The organism is Pseudomonas sp. NFPP28, assembly GCF_900115535.1.
Taxonomy (GTDB): domain Bacteria; phylum Pseudomonadota; class Gammaproteobacteria; order Pseudomonadales; family Pseudomonadaceae; genus Aquipseudomonas; species Aquipseudomonas extremorientalis.
Window position 1 is genome coordinate 332,009 of the sequence record NZ_FOWT01000010.1, and the last position, 25,164, is coordinate 357,172.

At 59.5% G+C, this 25,164-nt stretch carries 23 protein-coding genes; 14 read left to right on the forward strand and 9 right to left on the reverse strand.

Features of this window, described 5'->3' with window-relative positions; all coding sequences use genetic code 11:
* Positions 1–677: 677 nt before the first annotated feature.
* The 5 genes from BM110_RS25600 to dksA form a co-directional block, all read right to left on the reverse strand.
* Positions 678–2,108 (reverse strand): sigma-54-dependent transcriptional regulator, encoded by a 1,431-nt coding sequence (locus BM110_RS25600; RefSeq protein WP_092248406.1) that lies wholly within the window; start codon positions 2,106–2,108, stop codon positions 678–680.
* A gap of 22 nt (positions 2,109–2,130) precedes the next feature.
* Positions 2,131–5,085 (reverse strand): sensor histidine kinase, encoded by a 2,955-nt coding sequence (locus tag BM110_RS25605; protein WP_162276390.1) that lies wholly within the window; start codon positions 5,083–5,085, stop codon positions 2,131–2,133.
* Positions 5,069–5,245: a hypothetical protein gene (locus BM110_RS25610; RefSeq protein ID WP_003176118.1), complete on the reverse strand. Its 177-nt coding sequence runs from the start codon at positions 5,243–5,245 to the stop codon at positions 5,069–5,071. Before BM110_RS25610 ends, BM110_RS25605 begins: the two co-directional genes overlap by 17 nt.
* 62 nt (positions 5,246–5,307) lie before the next feature.
* Positions 5,308–6,195: a tRNA glutamyl-Q(34) synthetase GluQRS gene (gluQRS, locus tag BM110_RS25615; RefSeq protein ID WP_092248409.1), complete on the reverse strand. Its 888-nt coding sequence runs from the start codon at positions 6,193–6,195 to the stop codon at positions 5,308–5,310.
* An 83-nt stretch (positions 6,196–6,278) separates the two neighbouring features.
* Entirely contained in the window at positions 6,279–6,722 is a 444-nt protein-coding gene (dksA, locus tag BM110_RS25620; protein ID WP_058427634.1) for an RNA polymerase-binding protein DksA, read from the reverse strand.
* A 319-nt stretch (positions 6,723–7,041) separates the two neighbouring features.
* On the opposite strand from dksA, the gene BM110_RS25625 reads away from it, so the two are divergent.
* Complete coding sequence (locus tag BM110_RS25625; protein ID WP_093514394.1) at positions 7,042–8,214, forward strand: pyridoxal phosphate-dependent aminotransferase; 1,173 nt, start codon at positions 7,042–7,044, stop codon at positions 8,212–8,214.
* Positions 8,214–8,924, forward strand: a complete 711-nt coding sequence (gene sfsA, locus BM110_RS25630) for a DNA/RNA nuclease SfsA (protein WP_093514395.1) — start codon at positions 8,214–8,216, stop codon at positions 8,922–8,924. Before BM110_RS25625 ends, sfsA begins: the two co-directional genes overlap by 1 nt.
* On the opposite strand, the gene BM110_RS25635 is transcribed toward sfsA, so the two are convergent.
* Positions 8,921–9,238: a Rieske (2Fe-2S) protein gene (locus BM110_RS25635; protein ID WP_071490014.1), complete on the reverse strand. Its 318-nt coding sequence runs from the start codon at positions 9,236–9,238 to the stop codon at positions 8,921–8,923. The genes sfsA and BM110_RS25635 overlap by 4 nt on opposite strands.
* A gap of 155 nt (positions 9,239–9,393) precedes the next feature.
* Here BM110_RS25635 and BM110_RS25640 point away from each other — a divergent pair, with 155 nt between their 5' ends.
* The 3 genes from BM110_RS25640 to BM110_RS25650 are packed head-to-tail and all read left to right on the forward strand — an operon-like array spanning position 9,394 to position 12,073.
* On the forward strand, positions 9,394–10,272 hold the full coding sequence (locus tag BM110_RS25640; RefSeq protein ID WP_092248415.1) for a heme/hemin ABC transporter substrate-binding protein: 879 nt from the start codon (positions 9,394–9,396) through the stop codon (positions 10,270–10,272).
* Positions 10,269–11,306 carry a FecCD family ABC transporter permease gene (locus BM110_RS25645; RefSeq protein ID WP_071490016.1) on the forward strand — a complete coding sequence of 346 codons (1,038 nt, stop codon included), beginning with the start codon at positions 10,269–10,271 and terminating at the stop codon, positions 11,304–11,306. The genes BM110_RS25640 and BM110_RS25645 overlap by 4 nt, the downstream gene beginning before the upstream one ends.
* Positions 11,306–12,073 (forward strand): heme ABC transporter ATP-binding protein, encoded by a 768-nt coding sequence (locus tag BM110_RS25650; protein WP_093125991.1) that lies wholly within the window; start codon positions 11,306–11,308, stop codon positions 12,071–12,073. Before BM110_RS25645 ends, BM110_RS25650 begins: the two co-directional genes overlap by 1 nt.
* A gap of 245 nt (positions 12,074–12,318) precedes the next feature.
* Here the strand turns inward: BM110_RS25650 and BM110_RS25655 are convergent, their stop codons facing one another.
* The 3 genes from BM110_RS25655 to BM110_RS25665 all read right to left on the reverse strand — a co-directional run bounded on the left by BM110_RS25655 (position 12,319) and on the right by BM110_RS25665 (position 14,778).
* Positions 12,319–12,591 carry a TfoX/Sxy family protein gene (locus BM110_RS25655; protein ID WP_092248424.1) on the reverse strand — a complete coding sequence of 91 codons (273 nt, stop codon included), beginning with the start codon at positions 12,589–12,591 and terminating at the stop codon, positions 12,319–12,321.
* A 192-nt stretch (positions 12,592–12,783) separates the two neighbouring features.
* Positions 12,784–13,128, reverse strand: coding sequence for a pentapeptide repeat-containing protein (locus BM110_RS25660; RefSeq protein WP_093514396.1), 345 nt, complete (start codon positions 13,126–13,128; stop codon positions 12,784–12,786).
* Between the two features lie 93 nt (positions 13,129–13,221).
* Positions 13,222–14,778: a bifunctional aminoglycoside phosphotransferase/ATP-binding protein gene (locus tag BM110_RS25665; RefSeq protein ID WP_093514397.1), complete on the reverse strand. Its 1,557-nt coding sequence runs from the start codon at positions 14,776–14,778 to the stop codon at positions 13,222–13,224.
* Positions 14,779–14,896: 118 nt separating this feature from the next.
* On the opposite strand from BM110_RS25665, the gene mrcB reads away from it, so the two are divergent.
* The 9 genes from mrcB (at position 14,897) to msrQ (ending at position 24,715) form a co-directional block, all read left to right on the forward strand.
* Positions 14,897–17,221 carry a penicillin-binding protein 1B gene (gene mrcB, locus BM110_RS25670; RefSeq protein WP_071490021.1) on the forward strand — a complete coding sequence of 775 codons (2,325 nt, stop codon included), beginning with the start codon at positions 14,897–14,899 and terminating at the stop codon, positions 17,219–17,221.
* Positions 17,222–17,237: 16 nt separating this feature from the next.
* Positions 17,238–17,972 carry a tetratricopeptide repeat protein gene (locus BM110_RS25675; RefSeq protein ID WP_093126001.1) on the forward strand — a complete coding sequence of 245 codons (735 nt, stop codon included), beginning with the start codon at positions 17,238–17,240 and terminating at the stop codon, positions 17,970–17,972.
* Entirely contained in the window at positions 17,972–18,301 is a 330-nt protein-coding gene (locus BM110_RS25680; protein ID WP_071490023.1) for a YqcC family protein, read from the forward strand. The genes BM110_RS25675 and BM110_RS25680 overlap by 1 nt, the downstream gene beginning before the upstream one ends.
* Positions 18,302–18,732: 431 nt before the next feature.
* Positions 18,733–20,457, forward strand: coding sequence for an acetolactate synthase 3 large subunit (locus BM110_RS25685; protein WP_071490031.1), 1,725 nt, complete (start codon positions 18,733–18,735; stop codon positions 20,455–20,457).
* A gap of 2 nt (positions 20,458–20,459) precedes the next feature.
* Positions 20,460–20,951, forward strand: coding sequence for an acetolactate synthase small subunit (gene ilvN, locus BM110_RS25690; protein WP_003176102.1), 492 nt, complete (start codon positions 20,460–20,462; stop codon positions 20,949–20,951).
* 47 nt (positions 20,952–20,998) lie between these two features.
* The gene (gene ilvC / locus BM110_RS25695) at positions 20,999–22,015 is read left to right on the forward strand and encodes a ketol-acid reductoisomerase (RefSeq protein ID WP_003176099.1); all 1,017 of its coding nucleotides are present in this window, start codon (positions 20,999–21,001) and stop codon (positions 22,013–22,015) included.
* 145 nt (positions 22,016–22,160) lie between these two features.
* Positions 22,161–23,018, forward strand: a complete 858-nt coding sequence (gene pssA, locus BM110_RS25700) for a CDP-diacylglycerol--serine O-phosphatidyltransferase (RefSeq protein WP_058427621.1) — start codon at positions 22,161–22,163, stop codon at positions 23,016–23,018.
* A gap of 63 nt (positions 23,019–23,081) precedes the next feature.
* Positions 23,082–24,095: a protein-methionine-sulfoxide reductase catalytic subunit MsrP gene (gene msrP / locus BM110_RS25705; protein ID WP_093514398.1), complete on the forward strand. Its 1,014-nt coding sequence runs from the start codon at positions 23,082–23,084 to the stop codon at positions 24,093–24,095.
* Positions 24,095–24,715 (forward strand): protein-methionine-sulfoxide reductase heme-binding subunit MsrQ, encoded by a 621-nt coding sequence (msrQ, locus tag BM110_RS25710; RefSeq protein ID WP_093514399.1) that lies wholly within the window; start codon positions 24,095–24,097, stop codon positions 24,713–24,715. The genes msrP and msrQ overlap by 1 nt, the downstream gene beginning before the upstream one ends.
* Positions 24,716–25,164 lie beyond the last annotated feature (449 nt).

The window sequence follows — 25,164 nt, forward strand, 5'->3', positions numbered from 1 at the left end:
TAACGAAGAATGACCGCATGATGGGCGGGGATTCTAGCATTTAGTCAGGGGATGGTGTAGGAACAAGCTGCAAGCCCCAAGCCAAAAGCTTCAAGAGGTTGCTGGGTGGTCAAATGGCGGAAACTACAAGGGGAGCCGAAGCTCCCCCAGAAGTAGTTGCGTGCTCTATTTTTATTATGGATTGCGGGCTTCTTGTTTTTGTTGATCGCCCTCGCCATGAAGCTTCACCTTCATGACACTCCCAATCGGGAGTCAAGAGCAAACGGATTGCTTTGGTCGCTGTGTTGCTGATCTACGATCCAACCAGTTCAGGCTCTGCCTTAGGGCAGTTTTTGTTGTTCTCGGCCTGGTTGCGGGGCAAGCCCCAAATGCAACGCCTCTCCAAAAGAATCAGTTAGCTGCGCCTCCGCCGTGTTGTTTTTGTTATGCGTGAGTCGATTCGTCTTATTTTTATTGTCTTGTACAAAGCTTGTTATTGTTTTTGTACTAAGCATATAGCAGGGTGCGTGCCAACTTTTGCACCGCCCAGCAAAACCGGGGGGTTGAGGTGGTATCGGGCTTTTGACGGCCCAAAAAAAACCGGGGCTTCGTTACCGTAAGCCCCGGCTTTTGTTACGCGAAATATCCGCGGTAACAGTTTTTTCACATCTGCGGGTGTTACCTGTGGGGGCGCGCCCTCAACTCTCGCTGGCCACGCCGGTCTTGCGCCGCGGAATGCCCAGGCGCTGGCGACGTTCCCACAGGCATTTACGGCTCACGCCCAGCTTGCGCGCCAGTTCGGTCTCGGTCATATGGTCCTGGTGCTCAAGGACGAAATGCTGGAAGTAATCTTCCAGTGACAGATCTTCCGTCGGCTCGTGGCTGGTGTTGCTACCGCCGCCCTGTTGTGGGGCCAGGCCGATGAAGTCGTCGTCCTCCAGATCGCTCAGCTCAATGTCGATACCCAGCAGCTCGGCGGAAATCTCCGGGCTCTCCGACAGGATCACCGCACGCTCGACCGCATTTTCCAGCTCCCGCACGTTACCCGGCCACGAGTAATGGCGAATCGCCTGCTCGGCGTCCGGGGCAAACTTCAGGTCGGTACGGTTGATGCGCGCGCTCTGGCGCAGCAGGAACGCGTTGGCGATCTCATTGACGTCGGCGCCACGCTCACGCAGGGCCGGCAACTTGAGGGCGATCACGTGCAGGCGGTAATACAAGTCTTCACGGAACTGGCCGATCTTGGCCAGGCTCTTCAGGTCCCGGTGGGTCGCGGCGATCAGTCGAACATCGACCTTCTGCGATTGCACCGAGCCCACACGGCGAATCTCGCCTTCCTGCAACACGCGCAGTAACCGCGCCTGGGCTTCCAGAGGCAGTTCGCCGATTTCGTCGAGGAACAGCGTGCCGCCGTCCGCCGCTTCCACCAGGCCCGCACGCCCGGCGCTGGCGCCGGTAAACGCGCCTTTTTCGTGGCCGAACAGTTCGGACTCGATCAGGGATTCAGGGATCGCCGCGCAGTTCACCGAGATCATCGGCGCCTTGGCACGCTTGGACAGGTTGTGCAGGGCGCGGGCCACCAGTTCTTTACCGGTGCCAGACTCGCCCTGGATCAATACATTGGAGTCGGTGGGCGCGACTTTGCGGATCTTGCTGTACAGGTCCTGCATGGGTGGGCAGGAACCGATGATGCCGATCTCGCCGTTGCTGTTGTCGACGCCTGGCTTGTCATTGGTTTTGCTCGCCGGTCGTTGCTCGGCCGGCGCGCTGCTGGCCGACTGGCGGTCGCGCAGGATACGGGCCACCGCCTGGAGCATCTCGTCATGGTCGAATGGCTTGGCGATGTAATCCACCGCGCCCATCTTCATGGAGTCCACCGCCGACCGCAGGCTGGCGTAGCTGGTCATGATCAGCACCGGAGTGCCCTGGCCCAGTTTGATCAACTCGGTACCAGGCGCGCCAGGCAGGCGCAGGTCGCTGACAATCAGGTCGAACGTGGGAATGCTGAACCGCTCCTGGGCTTCCTGCACCGAGCCGGCTTCGCTGACCTGGTACTGATTTCGTTCAAGCAGGCGACGCAAGGCAGAGCGGATAATGGTTTCGTCTTCGACGATCAAAATGTGCGGCATTGATTCAATTCTCTCGACGGTCTCAGTTCACAGCGGACGTCGCTTCGACATGACGCGGCAAGGTCACCCGAATACGGGTGCCGCGTTGGCTTTCGGTGTCAGCCGGGCTGTCGATGGTGATTTGTCCATAATGCTCTTCAACGATGGAATAGACCAGTGCAAGGCCCAGACCGGTACCTTCACCTGGGTCCTTGGTGGTGAAGAAGGGTTCGAACAATCGGTCCATGATGTTCTGTGGAATACCGCTGCCTTCATCTTCGACGATCAGATCGACCGTATGTTCGAAAGCCTCGGTCTTGACGCGCACCGCACCGCCGGCCGGGGTGGCGTCACGGGCGTTGGACAGCAGGTTGATCAGCACTTGGGCGAGGCGTTGGGAGTCGCCGTCGACCCAATGGTCGGGGTCGCATAAATTGAAGAACTGTACTTCGAAATTGCGCCGGTTCAAGGCCAGCAGCCCAATGGCGTCCTGTGCCACCTCGGCCAGGCACACGGCTTCGTCGTGGTTCTGGTGGGCGCCGGCGTGGGCAAAGCTCATCAGCGACTGCACGATGCGCGAAACACGCTTGGTCTGTTCGAGGATCTGCCCGCTGATTTCGGTGATTTCGCCGTCGTCTTCACGCTCTTCCCGCAGGTTCTGCGCCAGGCAGGCAATACCGGTGATCGGATTGCCGATTTCATGGGCCACGCCCGCCGCCAACCGACCGATACTGGCCAGGCGCTCGGAGTGCACCAGCTTGTCTTCGAGCATCTGGGTTTCGGTCAGGTCTTCCACCAGCAGCACCAGACCACTGTTACCGGGGGCCAGGGGTTCGTCGATGGCGGCTTTGTGCAGGTTGAGCCAGCGGGTCTGGCCGTCGAGGGCCAGGTGCTGCTTGTGCAGGTGTTCGTCGGGCAGATTGATGAAACCTTGCAACAGTTCTTTCCACGGCTCGCCCAGTGTATTCAGGCGTGAGCCGACTACGCGTTGCGCCGCGATACCGGTGAGTTCTTCCATGGCCTTGTTCCACATCAGGATCTCTTGATCCTTGGCCAGGGAGCAGACGCCCATCGGGAGTTCCTGCAGGGTCTGGCGGTGGTAGCGACGCAGGGCATCGAGTTCGGCGGCCAGGCCTGTGAGGCGGGAGTGGTAGTCCTCCAGCCGGCTTTCGATGAAATGGATGTCTTCGGTCACGTAGTTTTCGCCGCCGGCCTTGTAGGGCAGGAAGGTTTCCACCATGTCCTGGGACACGCTCGGCCCCATCAATCCGGACAGGTTGGCTTCGATACGGTCACGCAGGCGGCGCAGGGCGTACGGGCGGCGCTCATCGAACGGCAGGTAGAGATCGCGCAGCGCCTGCTCGACTTCCTTCTGTGCCGCCTTGGCACCCAACGGCTTGGCCAGTTGCGTGGCGAATTCCTGGGGTGAGGCGGCATGCAATTCACGTCGTTGCGGACGGCGTACGTTATCCACCGCGCAGGCTTCGGCGGCGCTGGTTTCTTCCGGGCTGGCGTTGGTAAACAGTGAGATCAGGGTGAACATCAAGACGTTGGCGGCCAGCGACGCAATCGCGGCCATGTGCCAACTGGTGTCATCCAGCACGTAGATCATGTTCAGCAACGGGATGTAGAAGCCCTGCAGGTTGCCGACCAGCGGCAGCAGCATGGTCACGACCCACACCAGGATCCCCGCCAGCAGCCCGGCGATGAAGCCACGCCGATTGGCGGTCGGCCAATACAGTACCGACAGCACGCCCGGCAGGAACTGCAAGGTGGCGACAAATGCAACGATCCCCAGGTTGGCCAGGTCTTGACCCGCGCCCAGCAGCAGGTAGAAACCATAGCCGGCCATGATGATCGCGACGATCAGCGCGCGCCGTGTCCATTTCAGCCAGCGGTAGATATTGCCCTCGGCCGGTGGTTGGTACAGCGGTAACACCAGGTGGTTGAGTGCCATCCCCGAGAGGGCCAGGGTGGTCACGATGATCAACCCGCTGGCAGCCGATAGCCCCCCGACGTACGCCAATAGCGCCAAGGCCGGGCTATTCGCGGCTATGCCGATGCCCAGGGTGAAATACTCAGGATTGGTGGTGGCCCCCAGTTTCAGACCGGCCCACAGGATCAGCGGCACCGCCAGGCTCATCAACAGCAGGAACAACGGCAAACCCCAGCTGGCGCTAACCAGCGAGCGCGGGTTGAGGTTTTCGGTAAAGGTCATGTGGTACATGTGCGGCATCACGATTGCCGAGGCGAAGAACACTAGCAGCAGTGTGCGCCAGGGGCCTTCCTGCAATGGCGTATGCAGGGCGGCGAGGGCGGTCTGGTTCTGCAGCAGCCACAGTTCCAGCTGTTGCGGGCCGTCGAACACGCCGTAGAGCGCGTACAGGCCAACGCCGCCGATGGCGATCAGCTTGATCACCGACTCGAAGGCAATCGCGAACACCAGGCCCTCGTGCTTCTCGCGGGTGGCGATATGGCGTGAGCCGAAGAAAATCGTGAACAGCGTGATCAGCGCGCAGAAGGCCAGGGCCACCCGATGTTGCACCGGTTCGCGGGTCAGGATGCTGATGGAGTCCGCCACCGCCTGGATTTGCAGGGCCAGCAACGGCAGCACGCCGATCAGCATGAACATGGTGGTCAGCGCGCCGGCCCAGGTGCTGCGAAAGCGGAAGGCGAACAGGTCGGCCAGGGAGGACAGTTGGTAGGTGCGGGTGATCTTCAGGATCGGGTAAAGCAGCACCGGTGCCAGCAGAAACGCACCGGACACCCCGAGGTAGCTGGAAAGAAAGCCGTAACCGTATTGATAGGCCAGGCCTACGGTGCCATAGAACGCCCAGGCGCTGGCGTAAACGCCAAGGGACAAGGTGTAGGTCAGCGGATGGCGAATGATCGCCCGCGGAATCATTCCACGCTCACTGATCCAGGCCACCCCGAACAGCGCGGCCAGGTAGGCGGCGCTGATCAGCAGCATCTGGGTCAGGCTAAAGCTCATCGGCATCTTTTTGGCTCTGCAGGATGAAAGTCACGACGATCAGGATCAGCCACAGCAGATAGGGGCGATACCAGGCGCCCGTGGCGTCGATCCACCAATCCATGATGGCGGGGGAAAACAGGTAGATCCCGACGACCAGCAGCAGGACCAATCGATAGATGTACATGTTGGCCTCTGATTGAAAAACTGCGGCGATGGTAACGGATGCCGGCCAAGCTGCAAGCGCCTTCAGCTCAATTGCGCTTCTGCCAGCGTGAGTGTGTGCGGTATCCGCGTGGCGTCCCAGTGCTGGATGCCCCAATCCAGCAGTTCCCGTGGGCTGGCGTGGAGCAGCTCGTCACCGGGTTGCTGCCCGAGGGCGCGCAGGGCCCTTAATAGCAAAGGCGTGGCCTGGTCGGGTGTCAACGGCGGGGAACGATAGGATTTGCCCAATTTGTTACCGTCCGGCTGGACGATCAGTGGCACATGCAGGTAGCGCGGTTGGCGCAGGCCGAGCAGTTCCTGCAGGTAGAGCTGGCGCGGCGTGGAGTCGAGCAGGTCGGCGCCGCGCACGATGTCGGTAACACCTTGCCACGCATCGTCGAGGACGACTGCCAATTGATAAGCATAGAGCCCATCGCGGCGACGGATGACGAAATCGCCTACATCGCGACCCAGGTGCTGTCGGAATTCGCCCTGGACGCGGTCGGTAAAGTGGTAAGCAAGCTCAGGAACACGCAAACGGATGGCGGCATCTTGCTGATCGTGGCCGGCATTGCGACACAGGCCCGGGTAGATGCCGTTGTAGGCCTCCAGTTGTTTACGTGAGCAAGTGCAGGCGTAGGCGAGGCCGTGGTTGAACATATCGTTCAGTACTTTGGCATAGGCTTCGTGCCGTTCGCTTTGTCGGACCAGTTCGCCGTCCCACTCAAACCCGTAGCTTTCCAGTGCGTGCAGGATCGCAGCCTGGGCGCCGGGCTCTTCGCGGGGCGGGTCGAGGTCTTCCATGCGCATCAGCCAGCGGCCGTGGTTGGCGCGGGCGTCGAGGTAGGAGGCGAGCGCGGCGACCAGTGAGCCGAAATGCAAGTGGCCGCTGGGCGTGGGGGCAAAACGCCCGATATAGGTAGAGGCTGTCATGGGCCGGATACTACTGGAAATTCGCTAAACCCCAGAAACAAAAATGGGGCGTTCGCACGCCCCATTCGTTCAGCTCGGCTGGATTACTTGCCGACCTGTTTTTCCTTGATTTCGGCCAAGGTCTTGCAGTCTACGCAGAGGTCTGCGGTTGGGCGGGCTTCCAGGCGACGAATACCAATCTCGACACCGCAGGATTCGCACCAGCCGTATTCTTCGTCCTTGATCAGCTGCAGCGTCTTGTCGATCTTCTTGATCAACTTGCGCTCGCGATCACGGGCGCGCAGTTCCAGGGCGAATTCTTCTTCCTGGCTCGCGCGGTCGGCCGGGTCAGGGAAGTTGGCTGCTTCGTCCTTCATATGGTCAACCGTACGGTCGACTTCCTGCATCAAGTCCTGTTTCCACTTGTTCAGGATCTTGGTGAAGTGCTCGCGCATGGGCTCGCCCATGTACTCCTCACCTTTCGTCTCTACGTAAGGTTCGAAGCCGTTGAGGCCTTGAGTCTGCTGTTGCTTTGCTTGGGTGGACATGAATAGACCGCCTCTCACTCTTCTAATCCATTGCGCAGGATTGCAACGTCACCGACACCTGCCGGCCCTGCGGCTGCAAGCGGGCGAACTTACCAGATAGATTCGGGGTGCGCCACTCCCGGTTGTCGAGGCCCACCGCAAAGGGGTTGCAAACTGCGACTGCCCGCCATTGCTGGGTATGTGTTACCTCGAATGTAGATTTTAGTCGGTTTGCACGCGCTTGCCCGGACTGCACATGCCGCCGGGCAGGCAATAGAACATGTTTTACGGCGCGGGTTCGGTAGAATCCAGATTTTGTCCTCACCGTTAAGGAAGGCTAATGGCCCAGCCCTACAGTGCGCGCAGTCGCGCCATCGAACCTTTTCATGTCATGGCATTGCTGGCGCGGGCCAATGAGCTGCAGGCCGCCGGCCATGATGTGATCCACCTGGAAATCGGCGAGCCGGATTTCACCACCGCCGAGCCGATCATCCAGGCCGGCCAGGCGGCATTGGCCAATGGTAAGACCCGTTACACTGCAGCCCGTGGCCTGCCAGAGCTACGCGAAGCCATCAGCGGTTTTTATCAGCAGCGTTACGGCTTGAACGTGGATCCCGAGCGCATTCTTATCACTCCTGGCGGGTCCGGCGCGTTGCTGCTGGCCAGCAGCCTGCTGGTGGACCCGGGCAAGCATTGGCTGCTCGCAGACCCTGGTTACCCTTGCAATCGCCACTTCCTGCGCCTGGTAGAGGGCGCGGCGCAACTGGTGCCGGTAGGCCCGGAGGTGCGCTATCAGTTGACCGCCGACCTGGTGGCCAGGCACTGGGATCAGGACAGTGTGGGCGCGCTGGTGGCCTCGCCAGCCAACCCGACGGGGACGATCCTCACCCGTGGCGAATTGGCCGGGCTTTCTGCGGCCATCAAGGCGCGCAACGGCCACCTTGTGGTGGATGAGATCTACCATGGCCTCACTTACGGCACCGACGCAGCCAGCGTGCTGGAAGTCGACGACGACGCCTTCGTCCTCAATAGTTTTTCCAAGTATTTCGGCATGACCGGCTGGCGCCTGGGATGGCTGGTTGCACCCCCGGCGGCAGTGGGCGAGTTGGAGAAGTTGGCGCAAAACCTCTACATCAGTGCTCCCAGCATGGCCCAACACGCGGCGCTGGCGTGTTTCACCCCACAGACCCTGAGCATTCTCGAAGAGCGCCGTGCCGAATTCGGTCGCCGTCGCGATTTCCTGTTGCCCGCCCTGCGCGAGCTGGGGTTTGGCATCGCCGTTGAGCCGGAGGGGGCGTTCTATTTGTACGCCGATATCAGCGCATTTGGCGGTGATGCCTTCGCATTTTGCCGCCATTTTCTCGAAACCGAGCATGTGGCTTTTACGCCTGGCTTGGACTTTGGCCGCTACCAGGCCGGTCATCATGTGCGTTTTGCCTACACGCAGAACCTCGATCGGCTACAAGAAGCGGTGGAGCGGATCGCCCGTGGTCTGCGGAGCTGGCAAGGCTGATGCGCTTTAATCCTCCCCTTGAAGAAGCGCGACTGATTCGCCGCTACAAGCGTTTTCTCACCGATATCGAGACCGTTACCGGCGAGTTGCTGACCATTCACTGCCCCAACACGGGCTCAATGCTCAATTGCATGGTGGAAGGTGGGCAGGTCTGGTTCAGCCGCTCCAATGACCCCAAGCGCAAATTGCCCGGCACCTGGGAAATCGCCGAGACGCCTCAGGGCCGCTTGGCCTGTGTGAACACGGCGCGGGCCAATCAATTGGTCGAGGAGGCGCTGCATGCAGGGGGGATCACTGAGCTCAATGGCTTTACCGCGTTGAAACGCGAAGTGCCTTACGGCCAGGAGAAAAGCCGCATCGACTTTCGCCTGGATTATCCCGACGGCGCGGCCTATGTCGAAGTCAAAAGTGTGACCCTGGGCTATGACGGCTCTGCGGTTGCGGCGTTTCCCGACGCGGTGACCCAGCGCGGCGCCAAGCATTTGCGTGAGCTGGCGCACCTGGCGCGGGAGGGTGTGCGCGCGGTGCAGCTGTACTGCGTCAATCTCTCGGGGATTGAGGCTGTGCGACCGGCGGTGGAAATCGACCCCGGTTATGCCGCAGCCCTGCGTGAAGCCAAGGCGGCAGGGGTGGAAGTGCTGGCGTATGGCGTGCGTGTGACCTGCGAAGAAATCTGTGTAGGCCGGCGCCTGGACGTGCTGCTCGACTAGAGTTCCACCCATAGGCCTTGAGCGTCTTCGCAGCCGCGCAGGGCGGTCAGGCTCTGCCCGGCGCAAGGGCCGGCGATGCATTCGCCATTCTCGATCAGGAACAGGGCGCCGTGAGTCGCACACTGGATCAGGCTGGCGCTGTCGTCGAGAAACTGGTCGGGTTGCCATTCCAGTGGAATGCCACGATGGGGGCAACGGTTGATGTAGAAGTACGCAACGCCGTCGCGACGCACGGCCAGCAGCTTGCACCCGTCGATATCAAAACCGAGGCTGCTGTTGGGCGCGAGTGCGGTGGAGGGGCAGAGAAACTTCATTTCACTCCTTAAGTGCCTTGACGTTCAAATGCAAACAATTATCAAATGCCGGCTCGCCCGTCAGCTGACCGGGCGCTCAATACGATGCCAGACGGGCGTTTGCTGTCACATCAATGAGTGCTTGAGCGGCCCTGCCCTTGGAAGGAAACCCTGTTATGCGACTGAGTACCAGCGCTATTGCGCTCGTTGTCGGACTGCTGGTCAACCACGGGGCGCAAGCCTCTGAACTGCCACAACGCTGGGTGAGTGCCGGTGGGGCGCTGTCGGAATGGGTGACGGCCCTGGGCGGCGAGTCGAAACTGGTCGGGGTGGACACTACCAGCCAGCATCCCGAGTCCCTCAAGGCGTTGCCGAGCATTGGTTATCAGCGGCAATTGTCGGCGGAAGGCATTTTAAGTCTGCGCCCGCAGGTGCTGGTCGGCACCGAAGAAATGGGGCCGCCGCCGGTGCTGGCGCAGATTCGCAGTGCAGGCGTGCAGGTGGAAATGTTCTCGGCGCAGCCGGACCTGCCAACGTTGAAAGACAATCTTCAACACCTGGGTAAGTTGCTGGGCAGCGAGGCCAAGGCCACCGAATTGTTTACCGGATATGAGCAGGCGCTGGATCAGCAGAAACGCTGGGTGACCAAGGCCCAGTCCACGCAAAAGGCGCCAGGCGTGTTGTTGTTGCTCGGGCATGCAGGCGGCAAGCCGCTGATCGCGGGCAAAGACACGGCGGCCGACTGGATGTTGCAACAGGCGGGCGGGCGCAATCTGGCGGTCCATGAAGGTTACAAGCCGTTTTCGGTGGAGTCGTTGGCGGGCTTGAGCCCGGATGTACTGGTGTTTGCTGACCGTGCCTTGACCGCAGACGCAGCGCGTGCGGCACTGTTCAAGGAAAACCCGATCCTGGCGTCCACGCCGGCGGCCAAGAGCGGGCGAGTGTTTGAGGTCGATCCCACCCTGTTGGTCGGCGGACTTGGGCCGCGTATGCCGCAAAGCCTCGCGGACCTGTCTGCCGGGTTTTACCCGTCCCAGGCCAAACCAGCCCCATGACCACTCCGGTAAAACCGAAAACGCTGTTTGTTGGGTTGGCGTTGTTGTGTGTCTTGGCGATCTGGCTTTCGCTGGCGCTGGGGCCAGTCAGCTTGCCTCTGTTGGATACGCTCAAAGCCGCCTTGCGCTTGATGGGGCTGCCGATTGAGCCCCAAGGGCTGGAGCAGGCTGAGCTGATCCTGGGGCAGATCCGTTTGCCACGCACGCTGCTGGGCTTGGCTGTCGGCGGGGTATTGGCCTTGTCGGGGGTGGCGATGCAGGGGTTGTTCCGCAATCCTCTGGCGGATCCAGGTTTGGTCGGGGTCTCCAGCGGTGCTGCGCTGGGGGCGGCGGTGGCGATTGTCGGCGGTTCGTTTTTCGGTGGTTTGCCGGATGCCGTTGGACCTTACCTGTTGTCACTTTGCGCATTCCTGGGAGGGCTGGGTGTGACGGCACTGGTATATCGCTTGGGGCGGCGCAACGGCCAGACCAACGTCGCGACGATGCTGCTCGCGGGCATTGCCCTTACGGCTCTCGCCGGTTCGGCGGTGGGCCTGTTCACCTATCTGGCCGACGACGCCACCTTGCGCACCCTGACATTTTGGAACCTGGGCAGTCTCAACGGCGCCAGCTATTCGCGGTTATGGCCGCTGTTGCTCGTGAGCGCGGGTGTGGCGCTGTGGTTGCCGCGCCGGGCCAAGGCGTTGAATGCCCTGTTGCTCGGTGAGTCGGAGGCCAGTCATCTCGGCATCGATGTGGAACGGCTCAAGCGCGAGTTGGTGTTGTGCACGGCGCTGGGCGTGGGGGCGGCGGTTGCCGCAGCGGGCATGATCGGTTTCGTGGGGCTGGTGGTGCCGCATCTGGTGCGCTTGTTGGCGGGGCCGGATCATCGTGTGCTGTTACCGGCATCGGTCTTCGCGGGTGCGAGCCTTTTGTTGTTTGCCGATCTGGTCGCACGGCTTGCCTTGGCACCGGCTGAGTTGCCGATCGGTATCGTTACAGCGTTTATCGGTGCGCCGTTCTTTCTTTTCCTGTTGTTGCGGGGGCGTGCCTGATGCTTCGTGTGGAAGACCTGCACATCCGTCGCGGGCGCAAAACCGTATTGGCAGATATCACACTCGACCTGTTGCCGGGTGAAGTGCTCGGCGTGTTGGGCCCCAATGGTGCAGGCAAAAGTACGCTGCTCGGTGCGTTGTGCGGCGAGTTGCATCCCGACCAAGGCACAGTGTGCCTGGATCAACGTCCTTTGCAGGCGTGGAGTGGGGCACGACGAGCACAGCGCCTGGCGGTATTGCCGCAAAGCTCGACGTTGGACTTCGCTTTCCGTGTCGAAGAGGTTGTCGGCATGGGCCGCTTGCCTCATCAGACCGGGCGCGTGCGCGATGACGAGATCATCGAGGCGGCCTTGCAGGCGGCTGACGTCGGGCACTTGAGCGGTCGCAGCTACCTGGCGTTGTCCGGTGGCGAGCGCCAGCGGGTGCACCTGGCGCGCGTGCTTGCACAATTATGGCCAGGTGAAGCGGGGCAGACGTTGTTATTGGATGAGCCGACGTCAATGCTGGACCCTTTGCATCAACACACGACCTTGCAGGCCATTCGTACCTTCGCCGATCGTGGGGCGGCGGTGCTGGTGATCCTTCATGACTTGAACCTCGCAGCCCGTTACTGTGACCGTATTCTGTTGCTGGAGGCGGGGCGTCCGCATGCCTTGGATACGCCGGCGCAAGTGATGCAGCCTGAGCCCCTGAAAGCTGTTTTTGGTCTGGATGTGCTTGTGCAGGCTCATCCCGAGCGTGGGCATCCTCTGATCATTGCGCGCTGAATTCGACTTTTCCATAGGCAAAAAAAGACCCGGCAAAAGCCGGGTCAAATAACCGTGATTAGCCTGATGAGGAGATAATCTGAGAGTCCGAACCAATGGTCTTTCAGTTATCGGCTGATCTCGCGACCAGTTGTGATAATCATAACGATTCTCATTTGAGAGTCAACCTTTGTTTTCTCGGTGTCTTGGGGTTTTCTCAAACGCCCGTTCGGAATGTCTATAAACAGGGGGGCCTGATAGTCGATCTAATTCTTTTGGCGCGTTGAAAGAGCGTCGAGTTGACGGTTCAGCGCTTCCTTGCGCTCGGCAGGAATGTCATTCCAGTGCACGTCCATCAATGCCCCTTCGATGGCATACAGCAGCACTTTCGATGCACGAAACCCGCGCGTTCGCACGGCCCGGTAGGCATCAACCGCACCCAGGCGACGCAAGTCGGACGCGCTGTGGATGCCCACCGCATGCAGCCACTGTGCTGATGTCTTGCCAAGGTTTTTCAGGTGTTGCAGCTCATCGTTCATCAAGCCTCCTTGCGACGGCCGAATGGTGCGGTGGGTATGTGACCAGGCAAGCCTGAACAGAAGTGTAGCGGTCAGTAGGAAAAGCGTAGTTCTTTAGTCGGAAACGGCCTAAAGACGTATAAGCATGACCAGGTCAGGCAGGCGGGAAGTCCCCGGCACGCCTGCGCGAAACCGGGGCGGAAGCAGAGGGTTTCAGCGAGTGCGATAGCGCAGGCGTGTGCCGAAATTGACCGACATGAGAATCTCGTCAGCGCTCAGTTCGGGCGGGAAGTATGTGCCGGAAATCTGCGCGTGGGCCAGGCTGGCGCCCTCCAGCGGGCAGTCGCGCAGGTCCAGCCCGCGTAAATCGGCAGATCGGAAATAGGCGTCGGTAAAGTCCACGCCTGCCGTGTCCAGTTCGCGCAGATCCAGCCCACGGAAGTCGCCACCGCGCATGTCGATGGCACCGTCTTTTGGACGTTCCCGGTTGAAGCCTCGCACATCGTCTTTATGCAGGAGCGAGTAAAGCGGCGTATCAAGAAGCTTGGGCTGACTCATGACGGCAACTCCCGTTGGATTTATGGCGCCATTATAGTGCCACTATTGCTTGGTCGCGTGGCCCAAGTAGGCGACACGACCAAGAAATTTTTCTTACAGGCCCGGCAGGCGCTGGCGGATATGCGCCACCAGTGCATCGAGGGTCCCGCTTTCATTGGTCTCGACGCGCTTGCTGAGGAGCAACTCCTCGGCGGTGAGTGGCTCGCGATTGGCTTGCTGTTCTTTGATAACAGTCAGTGTCGCGTCGGAAGGGTCGTTGTTGTCCTCCTGACGTTGCGCCAGCCAACTGGCGATAACTGCTTGTGGGGCGTTGCAATCCAGAATCAGGAAAGGCGCACCCGTGGCTTCGGCAACAGTGGCGGCCGCATCGCGTTGTTCACGTTTCAGGAAGGTCGCATCCAGCACGACCGGGTAGCCGGCGCGCAGCACGGTATCGGCGATTTCATTCAGGCGTGCGTAGGTCGCAGCACTGGCGTCGGCCGCATAGATACCGGCCTGTGGTGTGTTTTCCACGTGCTGCTCGCCAAACAGGCGCTTGCGCTCCACGTCCGATCGCAGGCGCACGGCACCCAGTGCCTCCACCAGGCGCATGGCCACATGGCTTTTACCGACAGCCGAAACGCCGTGGGTAATGGCCAGGAAGCGCGATGGAATGGTGCTGTAGCTTTCCGCCAGGTTGGCATAGTTGCGGTATTGGCGCAGAGTCGTGGCGCGCTGCACCGGGCTGGCTTCGCTCGGCATGCTGAACAGCGCGATCTTGGCGCGGACCAGGGCGCGATAGGCTTTGTAGAAGTTCAGCACTTCCAGGCCCTGATAGTCACCGGTCAATTCCAGATACTGGCTGATGAAGCGGCGTGCCAGGGACTTGAGTCCACGGTCTTCCAGGTCCATGGCCAGGAAGCTGGTATCGGCGTACACATCGGTGAAACGGAAGGGCTCGTTGAATTCGATGCAATCGAAGATCACCACGTGGCCGTCGATCAACGTTGCATTACCCAGGTGAATATCACCGTGGCATTCGCGGGTGAAGCCGTCCAGCTTGCGCTGGGAAAACAGTGGCTTGAGACGCTCGAAGCTGCTTTCGGCCCAGGCCTGCAGGGCTTCCAGCTGGGTCAGGTCAGTCTTGTCGCTGAGGAATGGACGGATCTGGTCGAAGTTCTGGCGAACCGGCGCCATTACCTCATCCGGCGTGCCGGCCGGGTGTTCCTGCGGCACTTTCGGTGCGCAGAGGTGGAAGTGCGCGATCTGCTTGGCCATCTCATCGATGTGTGCGCTGGTCAATTCGCCGTTGGCTTGCAGGGTGCTGAGCAGTTGGCTCTGCGGAAACTGGCGCATTTTCAGTGCGTATTCGATCACCGGGCCATCGCCACCCAACTGCGGGGCTTCGGCTGTGCCGGTGATCGGCAACACTTCAAGATACAGATCCTCGGTCAGGCGCTGATTGAGGCGCAACTCCTCGTTACAGAAGTGGCCGCGCTTTTCCAGGCCGGTAAAATCCAGAAATCCGAAGTTCATCGGCTTTTTCAGCTTATAGGCGTAAGGACCGGTCAGTACGACCCAGGAAATATGGGTCTCGATGACTTGGAACGCTTCAACCGGATGGGGATATAAAGCCGGATTTTGCAGGGCAGCGATCAGGGACTGGCTCACGGGCGATCCTTCAGAGTCTGGGGAAAAACATGGCGGGCATTATGGCTGCTGCGACCGCTTGTGCAAACCGCTGTCCGGCTCATGTTGATCATCAATAAAGTGCGTATAATCCGCCGCCATGACTCGAACCCGATCTCCCCGTTCCCGTAAAAAACCTCCTTCCCGTGGTCTGCGCCCCTGGCTTGGCTGGGCGCTCAAGCTTGGCCTGGTAGGCCTTGTGGTGCTTGCCGGCTTTGCGGTCTACCTCGACGCTGTGGTGCAGGAGAAGTTCTCCGGCAAGCGCTGGACCATTCCGGCCAAGGTGTACGCGCGCCCGCTGGAATTGTTTGCAGGCCAGAAGCTGAGCAAGGATGACTTCCTGACCGAACTCGACGCCTTGGGCTATCGTCGTGAGCCCGTGAGCAACGGTCCGGGTGCAGCGGCTGTCAGCGGAAATACCGTCGACCTGAACACCCGTGGCTTCCAATTCTATGAAGGCTTGGAAAAAGCCCAGCCGGTGCGTGTGCGTTTCTCCGGCGATTACGTCGCCGAGTTGTCGTCCCTCAATGGCTCGAAGCTGCCTGTGGTTCGCCTGGAGCCGCTGATGATCGGCGGCATTTACCCGAAGAACCTTGAAGATCGCATCCTGATCAAACTTGATCAGGTGCCGCCTTACCTGCTGGAAACCCTGGTAGCCGTTGAAGACCGTGATTTTTACCATCACTGGGGTGTCTCGCCGAAGTCGATCGCCCGCGCAGTCTGGGTGAATACGTCCGGCGGCAAGATGACCCAGGGCGGCAGTACGCTGACGCAACAATTGGTCAAGAACTTCTACCTGACCAACGAACGCAGCCTGACCCGCAAGCTCACCGAAGCCATGATGGCGATGCTGTTGGAGTTGCATTACAGCAAGCAGGAAATCCTTGAGGCGTACCTCAACGAAGTATTCGTCGGCCAGGACGGTCAGCGCGCGGTGCATGGTTTCGGTCTGGCCAGCCAATTCTTCTTTGGCCAGCCGCTGTCCGAACTGAAGCTGCACCAGGTTGCGTTGCTGGTGGGCATGGTCAAGGGGCCTTCCTACTACAACCCGCGTCGCAACCCCGAGCGTGCGCTGGAGCGTCGCAACCTGGTGCTGGATGTTCTAGAGCAGCAAGGTGTTGCCACCGCCGAACAAGTTGCCGCCGCGAAGAAAATGCCACTGGGTGTCACCACCCGCGGCAAGTTGGCAGACAGCTCCTTCCCGGGCTTTATCGACCTGGTCAAGCGCCAGTTGCGTGAAGACTACCGTGACGAAGACTTGACCGAAGAAGGCCTGCGGATCTTCACCAGTTTCGATCCGATCCTGCAGATGAAAGCCGAAGCGTCGGTCAATGACACGTTCAAGCGAATGACCGGCCGCAAAGGCGCGGATGAAGTCGAAGCGGCCATGGTCGTGACCAACCCGGAAACCGGTGAGGTCCAGGCCCTGGTCGGCAGCCGCCTGGCCAGCTTCGCCGGTTTCAACCGCGCCCTGGATGCCGTGCGACCTATTGGTTCGTTGGTCAAGCCGGCGGTCTACCTCACGGCCCTGGAAAAACCGAGCAAGTACACCCTGACCAGTTGGCTGTCTGACGACCCGCTGTCAGTAAAAGGCGCTGACGGGCAGGTGTGGACGCCACAGAACTTCGATCGCCGTTCTCATGGGACAGTGTTCCTGTACCAAGGGTTGGCGCACTCCTACAACATCTCCACTTCGCGTCTCGGCCTCGAAGTGGGAGTGCCGAATGTCCTGAAGACCCTCGCGCGCCTGGGCATTACGCGTGAGTTCCCGGCATTTCCATCGATCCTGCTGGGTGCCGGCGCAATGACCCCAATGGAAGTCGCGACGATGTACCAGACCCTGGCCAACGGTGGTTTCAATACGCCGATGCGCGGGATCCGAAGCGTGCTGACGGCTGAAGGCGAGCCGCTCAAGCGTTATCCGTTCCAGATCCAGCAGCGTTTCGATGCGGGCTCCATCTACTTGATCCAGAACGCCATGCAGCGTGTGATGCGTGAGGGTACTGGTAGTTCGGTCTATAAGGTGCTGCCGTCCAACCTGACACTGGCGGGTAAGACCGGTACCAGTAACGATTCGCGCGACAGTTGGTTTGCGGGTTTTGGCCAGGATGTGCTGGCGGTGGTTTGGATGGGGCGTGACGACAACGGCAAGACACCGTTCACCGGTGCCACCGGTGCGCTGCAGGTCTGGACCAGTTTCATGCGCAAGGCCGACCCGCTGCCGTTGAACATGCCGCAGCCGGACAACATCGTGCAGGCCTGGATCGATCCGCACACCGGGCAGGGGTCCGATGCCAACTGTCCGGGCGCGGTGCAGATGCCGTATATTCGCGGCAGCGAACCGCCACCCGGCGCCGCATGCGGTGGCAGTGCCCCTGCTGACGCGGAATCGGTGATGGATTGGGTCAAGGGCTGGATGAATTAAGCAAAGAGGGTTTCAAGTGAACAAGTGGTGGATTCCAGCTATTACAGCTCTGGCTTTGCTCAATGGTTGCGCCAGCGTGCAGCGCGGCTCCATTCCCGTGGTGGACTCGAGCACGACCGTGTCCAATAACGACCGGATCTCGGCCAACGGCGGGTTCCGCCAGACCGTGACCAACCGTCCCGCCCAGGCCAAGCCGCAAGCTGTGCCGCAGGATTCAGGTGTGGTGGTGATGGTGCCGGGTGGTGGCGCAGCGACGTCGGCGCCGATCAGCGCCGAGCCGTGGACCCCGGGGCCAAGCACCTCCGGTCCGATTGACGCGACCCCGATTCAGACGGCCCCGATCAACCAGGGCACCTACAACATGCCATCCACCCCGAGCGGCATTCCATCGTCCTCCAGCGCCGGCGGCCTGTCGGCTGACGAGCAATTGGATGGCCCGGTACTGGCCTTGCTGACCACTGCACAGCAGCAGCAGGCGAGTGGCGACCTGAATGGTGCGTCGTCGAGTCTCGAGCGCGCCCAGCGCGTTGCGCCGCGTGAACCGCAAGTGCTGTATCGCCTGGCCCAGGTGCGCATGGCCCAGGGCGATGCGCCGCAGGCCGAGCAATTCGCGCGTCGTGGCCTGACCTTGGCCAATGGTCGTCCCGACCTGCAAGCCAGCCTGTGGGCCTTGATTGGTGACGCGCGCGCCGCACAAGGCGACGCCGCCGGTGCCGCCCAGGCGCGCCAGAAAGCCAAGGTCAGTCTCTGATGGATGCACGGTTTCCCGCGATTGCCGAACAGTTATTGCTGATCGAGCGAGAGTTGCGTGTGCAGGGCTGGTGGGACGAGGTGTCCCCCAGCGTCGAGGCGCTCAGCAGTGTCGAACCCTTTTCGGTGGACACCCTGGACTTTCACCAGTGGCTGCAATGGATATTCCTGGTACGCATGAAGCAGATCCTCGAACAGGACCTGCCGCTGCCCAATGCGTCGGGCATTCTGGAAATGGCCGAGATGGTCTACGCCGATCGCCCGCTGGAAAGCCTTGGCTTACGCAATGCGCTGAAAAAGTTCGATCAACTGATCGTCGACGCTCGTTAATTGCCTGACTGCCGGCTTTTTCGGCAGTCTTGCGCATATTTCTACCGCTTGACGACATTCAGGCGAGTTTTATCCCTCCTCAAAGCCCTTTCTTCTACGTTCTCATGCGCTTAGTTGGAAAAAAGCGCAATTATTGCTTGACTTGAAGGGCCTGAAACAGAAGAATCCAAAGTCCGCTGTATCGGGACTGCCAGAAGCAGGCCCGCTCAGCAGATCATGAGGCGCACATCCGCGCCGACCTGTTACACCCGCAACGCGTTACCTCGCGCTGGGTGGGAAAAGCCCGCAACACTTGGGACGATCCCAATACTTGCTCAGTCAGTGCTGACGTAGTCGGCGACCACCGTCGCTCATGCTCTGTTGAGAAGTAAACCTATTAAGACCCGTCGGTTTTCAACGGACGGTATTCTGGCGTTTTAGAGGTGAACAACGTGGAGCTTTTATCTGGCGGTGAGATGCTCGTCCGCTTTTTGCGTGACGAAGGCGTCGACTATATCTACGGGTACCCAGGTGGTGCTCTGCTGCATGTTTACGACGCACTGTTCAAGGAACCGGCTGTTACCCACATCCTGGTTCGCCACGAACAGGCCGCGACCCATATGGCTGACGGTTATGCCCGTGCCACCGGTAAAGCCGGCGTGGTACTGGTAACGTCCGGCCCTGGCGCAACCAATGCCATCACCGGCATCGCGACTGCGTATATGGACTCTATCCCGATGGTGGTCATTTCCGGCCAGGTGCCCAGCACCATGGTGGGGACCGATGCATTCCAGGAAACCGACATGATCGGTATCTCCCGGCCGATCGTGAAACACAGCTTCATGATCAAGCATCCTTCGGAAATCCCGGAAGTCATGAAAAAGGCCTTCTACCTCGCACAGTCCGGTCGTCCGGGTCCTGTGGTGGTCGATATCCCCAAGGACATGACCAACCCGGCCGAAAAATTCGAATACATCTTCCCGAAGAAAGCCAAGCTGCGCTCCTACAGCCCGGCGGTCCGCGGGCACTCGGGGCAAATCCGCAAGGCGGCAGAAATGCTGTTGGCGGCCAAGCGCCCAGTGTTGTACTCGGGGGGGGGTGTGATCCTGGGCGGCGGTTCTGCACAGCTGACCGAACTGGCCAAGCTGCTCAACCTGCCGGTCACCAACACCCTGATGGGCCTCGGCGCCTTCCCGGGTACGGACCGTCAGTTCGTCGGGATGCTCGGCATGCACGGCAGCTACACCGCCAACCTGACCATGCACCATGCCGACGTGATCCTGGCCGTGGGTGCGCGGTTCGATGACCGTGTGATCAACGGTGCGAGCAAGTTCTGCCCGAATGCCAAGATCATCCATATCGACATCGACCCGGCGTCCATCTCCAAGACCATCAAGGCCGACGTGCCGATCGTAGGTCCTGTTGAAAGCGTGTTGACCGAAATGGTTGCCGCGCTCAAGGACATCGGCGAGGCGCCGAACAAGGAATCCGTTGCCAGCTGGTGGAAGCAGATCGACGAATGGCGCGGTGATCGCGGCCTGTTCCCTTACGACAAGGGTGACGGCAGCATCATCAAGCCACAAACCGTGATCGAGACCCTGTGCGAAGTGACCAAGGGCGACGCCTTTGTGACCTCCGACGTGGGCCAGCACCAGATGTTCGCCGCGCAGTACTACAAGTTCGACAAGCCTAACCGCTGGATCAACTCCGGTGGCCTGGGCACGATGGGCTTTGGTTTTCCTGCGGCCATGGGCGTGAAACTGAGCTTCCCCGACACCGACGTCGCGTGCGTCACCGGTGAAGGCAGCATTCAGATGAATATCCAGGAACTGTCGACGTGCCTGCAGTACGGCCTTCCCGTGAAGATCGTCTGCCTGAACAACGGCGTGCTGGGCATGGTTCGTCAATGGCAGGACATGAGCTACAACAGCCGTCACTCCCATTCCTACATGGAGTCGTTGCCGGATTTCGTAAAATTGGTTGAAGCCTATGGCCACGTCGGCATTCGCATCACTGATTTGAAAGATCTGAAGCCGAAGATGGAAGAGGCGTTCGCCATGAAGGACCGCCTGGTATTCATCGATATTCAGGTGGATACCAGCGAGCACGTCTACCCGATGCAGATCAAGGACGGCTCTATGCGCGACATGTGGCTGAACAAGACGGAGCGTACTTAATCATGCGGCACATTATCTCCCTGCTTCTGGAGAACGAACCCGGCGCTCTGTCTCGTGTTGTCGGCCTGTTTTCGCAGCGTAACTACAACATCGAAAGCCTGACCGTGGCTCCGACCGAAGACCCGACCCTGTCGCGTCTGACGTTGACCACTGTGGGCCACGATGAGGTGATCGAGCAGATTACCAAGAACCTCAACAAGCTGATCGAAGTGGTCAAGCTGGTCGACCTGTCGGAGAGTGCCCACATCGAGCGCGAGCTGATGCTGGTTAAAGTCAAGGCTACGGGTGCCCAACGTGCCGAGATCAAGCGCACGACCGACATCTATCGCGGGCAGATCGTCGATGTGAGCGCCAGCGTTTATACCGTTCAACTGACCGGTACAAGCGACAAGCTGGACAGCTTCATCCAGTCGATCGGGACGGCCTCGATTCTGGAAACGGTACGCAGTGGTGTCACCGGGATTGCCCGTGGCGACAAAGTACTCAGCATCTAACCCAAATTAGCGAATGGCCTTACGGCCTGGATATATAGAGGAACCTCATGAAAGTTTATTACGATAAAGATTGTGACCTGTCGATCATCCAGGGCAAGAAAGTCGCCATCATCGGCTACGGTTCCCAGGGCCACGCTCAAGCGTGCAACCTGAAAGATTCCGGCGTTGACGTGACCGTTGGCCTGCGCAAAGGCTCGGCCACTGTTGCCAAGGCTGAAGCCCACGGCCTGAAAGTGACTGACGTCGCTTCCGCTGTTGCTGCTGCCGACCTGGTCATGATCCTGACCCCGGACGAGTTCCAGTCCGCGCTGTACAAGAACGAAATCGAGCCGAACATCAAGAAGGGCGCCACCCTGGCCTTCTCCCACGGCTTCGCGATCCACTACAACCAGGTCGTGCCACGCGCCGACCTGGACGTGATCATGATCGCGCCAAAAGCGCCGGGTCACACTGTACGTTCCGAGTTCGTCAAGGGCGGCGGTATTCCTGACCTGATCGCGATCTACCAGGACGCATCGGGCAACGCCAAGAACGTGGCACTGTCCTACGCCGCTGGCGTGGGTGGCGGTCGTACCGGCATCATCGAAACCACCTTCAAGGACGAGACTGAAACCGACCTGTTCGGCGAACAAGCCGTACTGTGCGGCGGTACCGTCGAGTTGGTAAAAGCCGGTTTCGAAACCCTGGTTGAAGCTGGCTACGCGCCGGAAATGGCCTACTTCGAATGCCTGCATGAACTGAAGCTGATCGTTGACCTCATGTACGAAGGCGGTATCGCCAACATGAACTACTCGATCTCCAACAACGCCGAATACGGCGAGTACGTGACTGGCCCGGAAGTGATCAACGCCGAGTCCCGTCAGGCCATGCGCAACGCCCTGAAACGTATTCAGGACGGCGAATACGCCAAAATGTTCATCAGCGAAGGTGCTACCGGCTACCCTTCGATGACCGCCAAGCGTCGTAATAACGCCGCTCACGGTATCGAAGTCATCGGCGAGCAACTGCGCTCCATGATGCCGTGGATCGGTGCCAACAAGATCGTCGACAAAGCCAAGAACTAAGTCGTACGTATCAAGGGAAAACGCGGCCTAGGCCGCGTTTTTTCGTTTGGGCGGCGGGTTCTGGTATAAAGCTGCATCGTTTGCGGGCGAACACTCGCCGCAAGTATCTGTCGAACTTTTTTCACACCGTTGCAAGGTAAAGTCCATGAGCGAACGTCCCGAAGAGCCAAGCCAGGCTCCTGACGCCGAAAGCCTGCTGCCGATCGATGAACATGTCGAAGAAGGGCATGACGCGGAAGGTCGCAAGGTCCGGCATCGTGGTATCTATCTTCTGCCCAACCTGTTCACCACGGCGAACCTGTTTGCCGGGTTCTATTCCATCATCAATTCCATGAGCGCGCAGAGTGCTCTGGCGGCGGGTGATGCGGCGAGTGCCAGCAAGTATTTCGGTTTTGCTGCCATCGCAATCTTCGTGGCCATGGTGCTCGACGGCCTTGATGGCCGTGTGGCGCGCATGACCAACACACAAAGCGCCTTCGGTGCCGAGTACGACTCGCTCTCGGACATGGTTGCGTTTGGCGTCGCCCCCGCGTTGCTGGCGTTTGCCTGGGCGTTGGGTGATATGGGTAAGGTTGGCTGGATGGTTGCCTTCATCTATGTCGCCGGTGCTGCCCTGCGCCTGGCGCGCTTCAACACCCAGGTTGGGACCGCCGACAAGCGTTACTTCATCGGTCTGGCCAGCCCTGCTGCTGCGGGTGTGGTGGCAGGTATCGTCTGGGCCTTCAGTGATTACGGCATCCAGGGTTCGAAAATGTCGTTCCTGGTGGCCTTGATGGTGGCCGCTGCCGGCATGCTGATGGTCAGCAACATCAAGTACAACAGCTTCAAGGAACTGGACTTGAAGGGGCGTGTACCTTTCGTGGCAATTCTGGCGGTAGTGCTGGTATTTGCCGTGGTGTTCAGTGATCCACCGCGCATCCTGTTGCTGGCGTTCCTGGTGTACGCCGCTTCGGGGCCGGTTCAATACCTGCTGCATCTGCGCCGCGACAAAACATTGCCTTAATGTAATTTCCCCCATACTCCGCAGTCTATTGGTGCATCAGTCCTCCAATGCTGCGGAGTTGCCATGTTAATCAAATTACCCAAAGCGTCCGATTGCCACGAGTCGGATGTCACGCCTGAATCCTTCTATTTCTCTCGCCGTAGCTTGCTCGGTGGTGCGCTTGCCGGCATTGCAGCCAGTAGCTTGCCGCGTTGGGCCAGTGCTGACGAGGCCTCGCGTTATGCCGATGTTGAAGCGGGCAAGGCGCCTGGCTGGTTTACCGAGAAACTGCCAGGCACAAAATGGCAGGCCATCACGGTGAAGGACGAGGCGATCACGCCTTTCAAAGACGCTACGCACTACAACAACTTCTATGAGTTCGGTACAGGTAAGGGGGACCCGGCCACGAATGCCGGTTCACTCAAGACCGAGCCGTGGAGCGTTGTCATTGATGGTGAGGTTGCCAAGCCAGGCCGTTATGCCCTGGAAGACTTCATGAAGCCCTATCAGTTGGAAGAGCGGATCTACCGTCTGCGCTGTGTAGAGGCCTGGTCGATGGTTATTCCATGGATCGGTTTTCCCATCTCGGCGCTGCTCAAGCAAGTTGAGCCGACCTCGAAGGCCAAATACATCCGTTTTGAAACCCTCCAGGATCCCAAGAGTATGCCGGGGCAGCGTTCGAGTTTTGGCTTGATCGATTGGCCTTATGTGGAGGGCTTGCGTCTGGATGAGGCGATGAATCCTCTGGCGATCCTGGCGGTGGGTATGTATGGGCGTGAGTTGCCCAATCAGAATGGTGCGCCGCTGCGCCTGGTGGTGCCTTGGAAGTACGGCTTCAAGAGTGTGAAGTCGATTGTACGGATCAGTCTCGTGAGTGAGCAGCCGAAAACCACGTGGCAGAGCATTGCTGCTGACGAGTATGGCTTCTACGCGAACGTGAACCCTACGGTCGATCATCCACGTTGGACTCAGGCGCGGGAGCGTCGTCTGCCGAGTGGGCTGTTCAGCCCTAATGTACGTGAGACTCAGATGTTCAATGGGTACTCGGATGAGGTGGCTTCTCTTTATACCGGTCTCGATCTGCGGAAGAACTACTGATGCGTTACCCGATCTGGCGTGTTGGCGTCTTTATAGCAGCGGCGATTTGGCCGCTGTTCTGGCTCTATGAAGCGTGGAGTTCTGCCCTCGGGCCGGATCCGGGCAAGGTATTGGTGGATCGGCTGGGGCTCGGCACGTTGATTCTGTTACTGATTACCCTGGCAATGACGCCGCTGCAGAAGCTCAGCGGTTGGGCGGGGTGGATAGCGGTGCGTCGGCAACTGGGGTTGTGGTGCTTTGCCTACGTTGTGCTGCATCTGGCGGCTTATTGTGTATTTGTGCTTGGGCTAGATTGGTCGCAGCTGGGGGTGGAGTTGCGCAAACGGCCCTACATTATTGTCGGGGCGCTGGGTTTTATTTCCCTGTTGGTTCTGGCGGTGACGTCGAATCGTTACAGTCAGCGTCGGTTGGGGGCGCGTTGGAAGAAGCTGCATCGCTTGGTGTACGTAGTTCTTGGGCTGGGTTTGCTGCATATGTTGTGGATCGTGCGAGCGGACCTCAAAGAGTGGGCTATCTATGCTTCTGTAGGTGCGTTGCTGTTGATGCTACGGATACCGCCCGTAATGCGGCGAATCCCACGGCTTATTGCGAAAAAACCACTTTCTGCAACAAAAACGTAATTAAGGGTTGACGGCAGATTCTGGAAGTCTATAATTCGCCCCACTTCCGGCGCAGTCGAAACGGAAAACTCCTTGGTAAACAAAGAGTTACGCAGAATTCGACAGCGACTTGCTTCAGTTCATCGAAGCCCAGAAGGAGTTGGTAGGGCAGTGTTGTCTGGCTCTATTAACGTTTCGATCTTCTCGGTCGAAAGCGGAGAAAAAGAGGTGTTGACAGCAGCGTGTAACGCTGTAGAATTCGCCTCCCGCTAACGAGAGATCGGAAGCGCAAGTGGTTGAAGTTGTTGAAGAAATCTTCGAAAACTTCTGAAAATAATCACTTGACAGCAAATGAGGCTGCTGTAGAATGCGCGCCTCGGTTGAGACGAAAGATCTTAACCAACCGCTCTTTAACAACTGAATCAAGCAATTCGTGTGGGTGCTTGTGGAGTCAGACTGATAGTCAACAA

Coding starts and splice junctions, on each gene's coding strand:
- BM110_RS25610 (WP_003176118.1), bottom strand. CDS start 5,245: ATGTACATCTATCGATTGGTCCTGCTGCTGGTCGTCGGGATCTACCTG.
- BM110_RS25635 (WP_071490014.1), bottom strand. CDS start 9,238: ATGAAGTTTCTCTGCCCCTCCACCGCACTCGCGCCCAACAGCAGCCTC.
- BM110_RS25655 (WP_092248424.1), bottom strand. CDS start 12,591: ATGAACGATGAGCTGCAACACCTGAAAAACCTTGGCAAGACATCAGCA.
- dksA (WP_058427634.1), bottom strand. CDS start 6,722: ATGTCCACCCAAGCAAAGCAACAGCAGACTCAAGGCCTCAACGGCTTC.
- gluQRS (WP_092248409.1), bottom strand. CDS start 6,195: ATGACAGCCTCTACCTATATCGGGCGTTTTGCCCCCACGCCCAGCGGC.
- BM110_RS25680 (WP_071490023.1), top strand. CDS start 17,972: ATGGATGCACGGTTTCCCGCGATTGCCGAACAGTTATTGCTGATCGAG.
- msrQ (WP_093514399.1), top strand. CDS start 24,095: ATGCGTTACCCGATCTGGCGTGTTGGCGTCTTTATAGCAGCGGCGATT.
- msrP (WP_093514398.1), top strand. CDS start 23,082: ATGTTAATCAAATTACCCAAAGCGTCCGATTGCCACGAGTCGGATGTC.
- sfsA (WP_093514395.1), top strand. CDS start 8,214: ATGCGCTTTAATCCTCCCCTTGAAGAAGCGCGACTGATTCGCCGCTAC.
- BM110_RS25645 (WP_071490016.1), top strand. CDS start 10,269: ATGACCACTCCGGTAAAACCGAAAACGCTGTTTGTTGGGTTGGCGTTG.
- ilvN (WP_003176102.1), top strand. CDS start 20,460: ATGCGGCACATTATCTCCCTGCTTCTGGAGAACGAACCCGGCGCTCTG.
- BM110_RS25625 (WP_093514394.1), top strand. CDS start 7,042: ATGGCCCAGCCCTACAGTGCGCGCAGTCGCGCCATCGAACCTTTTCAT.
- mrcB (WP_071490021.1), top strand. CDS start 14,897: ATGACTCGAACCCGATCTCCCCGTTCCCGTAAAAAACCTCCTTCCCGT.
- BM110_RS25650 (WP_093125991.1), top strand. CDS start 11,306: ATGCTTCGTGTGGAAGACCTGCACATCCGTCGCGGGCGCAAAACCGTA.
- pssA (WP_058427621.1), top strand. CDS start 22,161: ATGAGCGAACGTCCCGAAGAGCCAAGCCAGGCTCCTGACGCCGAAAGC.
- BM110_RS25605 (WP_162276390.1), bottom strand. CDS start 5,085: ATGCCGATGAGCTTTAGCCTGACCCAGATGCTGCTGATCAGCGCCGCC.
- ilvC (WP_003176099.1), top strand. CDS start 20,999: ATGAAAGTTTATTACGATAAAGATTGTGACCTGTCGATCATCCAGGGC.
- BM110_RS25660 (WP_093514396.1), bottom strand. CDS start 13,128: ATGAGTCAGCCCAAGCTTCTTGATACGCCGCTTTACTCGCTCCTGCAT.
- BM110_RS25640 (WP_092248415.1), top strand. CDS start 9,394: ATGCGACTGAGTACCAGCGCTATTGCGCTCGTTGTCGGACTGCTGGTC.
- BM110_RS25600 (WP_092248406.1), bottom strand. CDS start 2,108: ATGCCGCACATTTTGATCGTCGAAGACGAAACCATTATCCGCTCTGCC.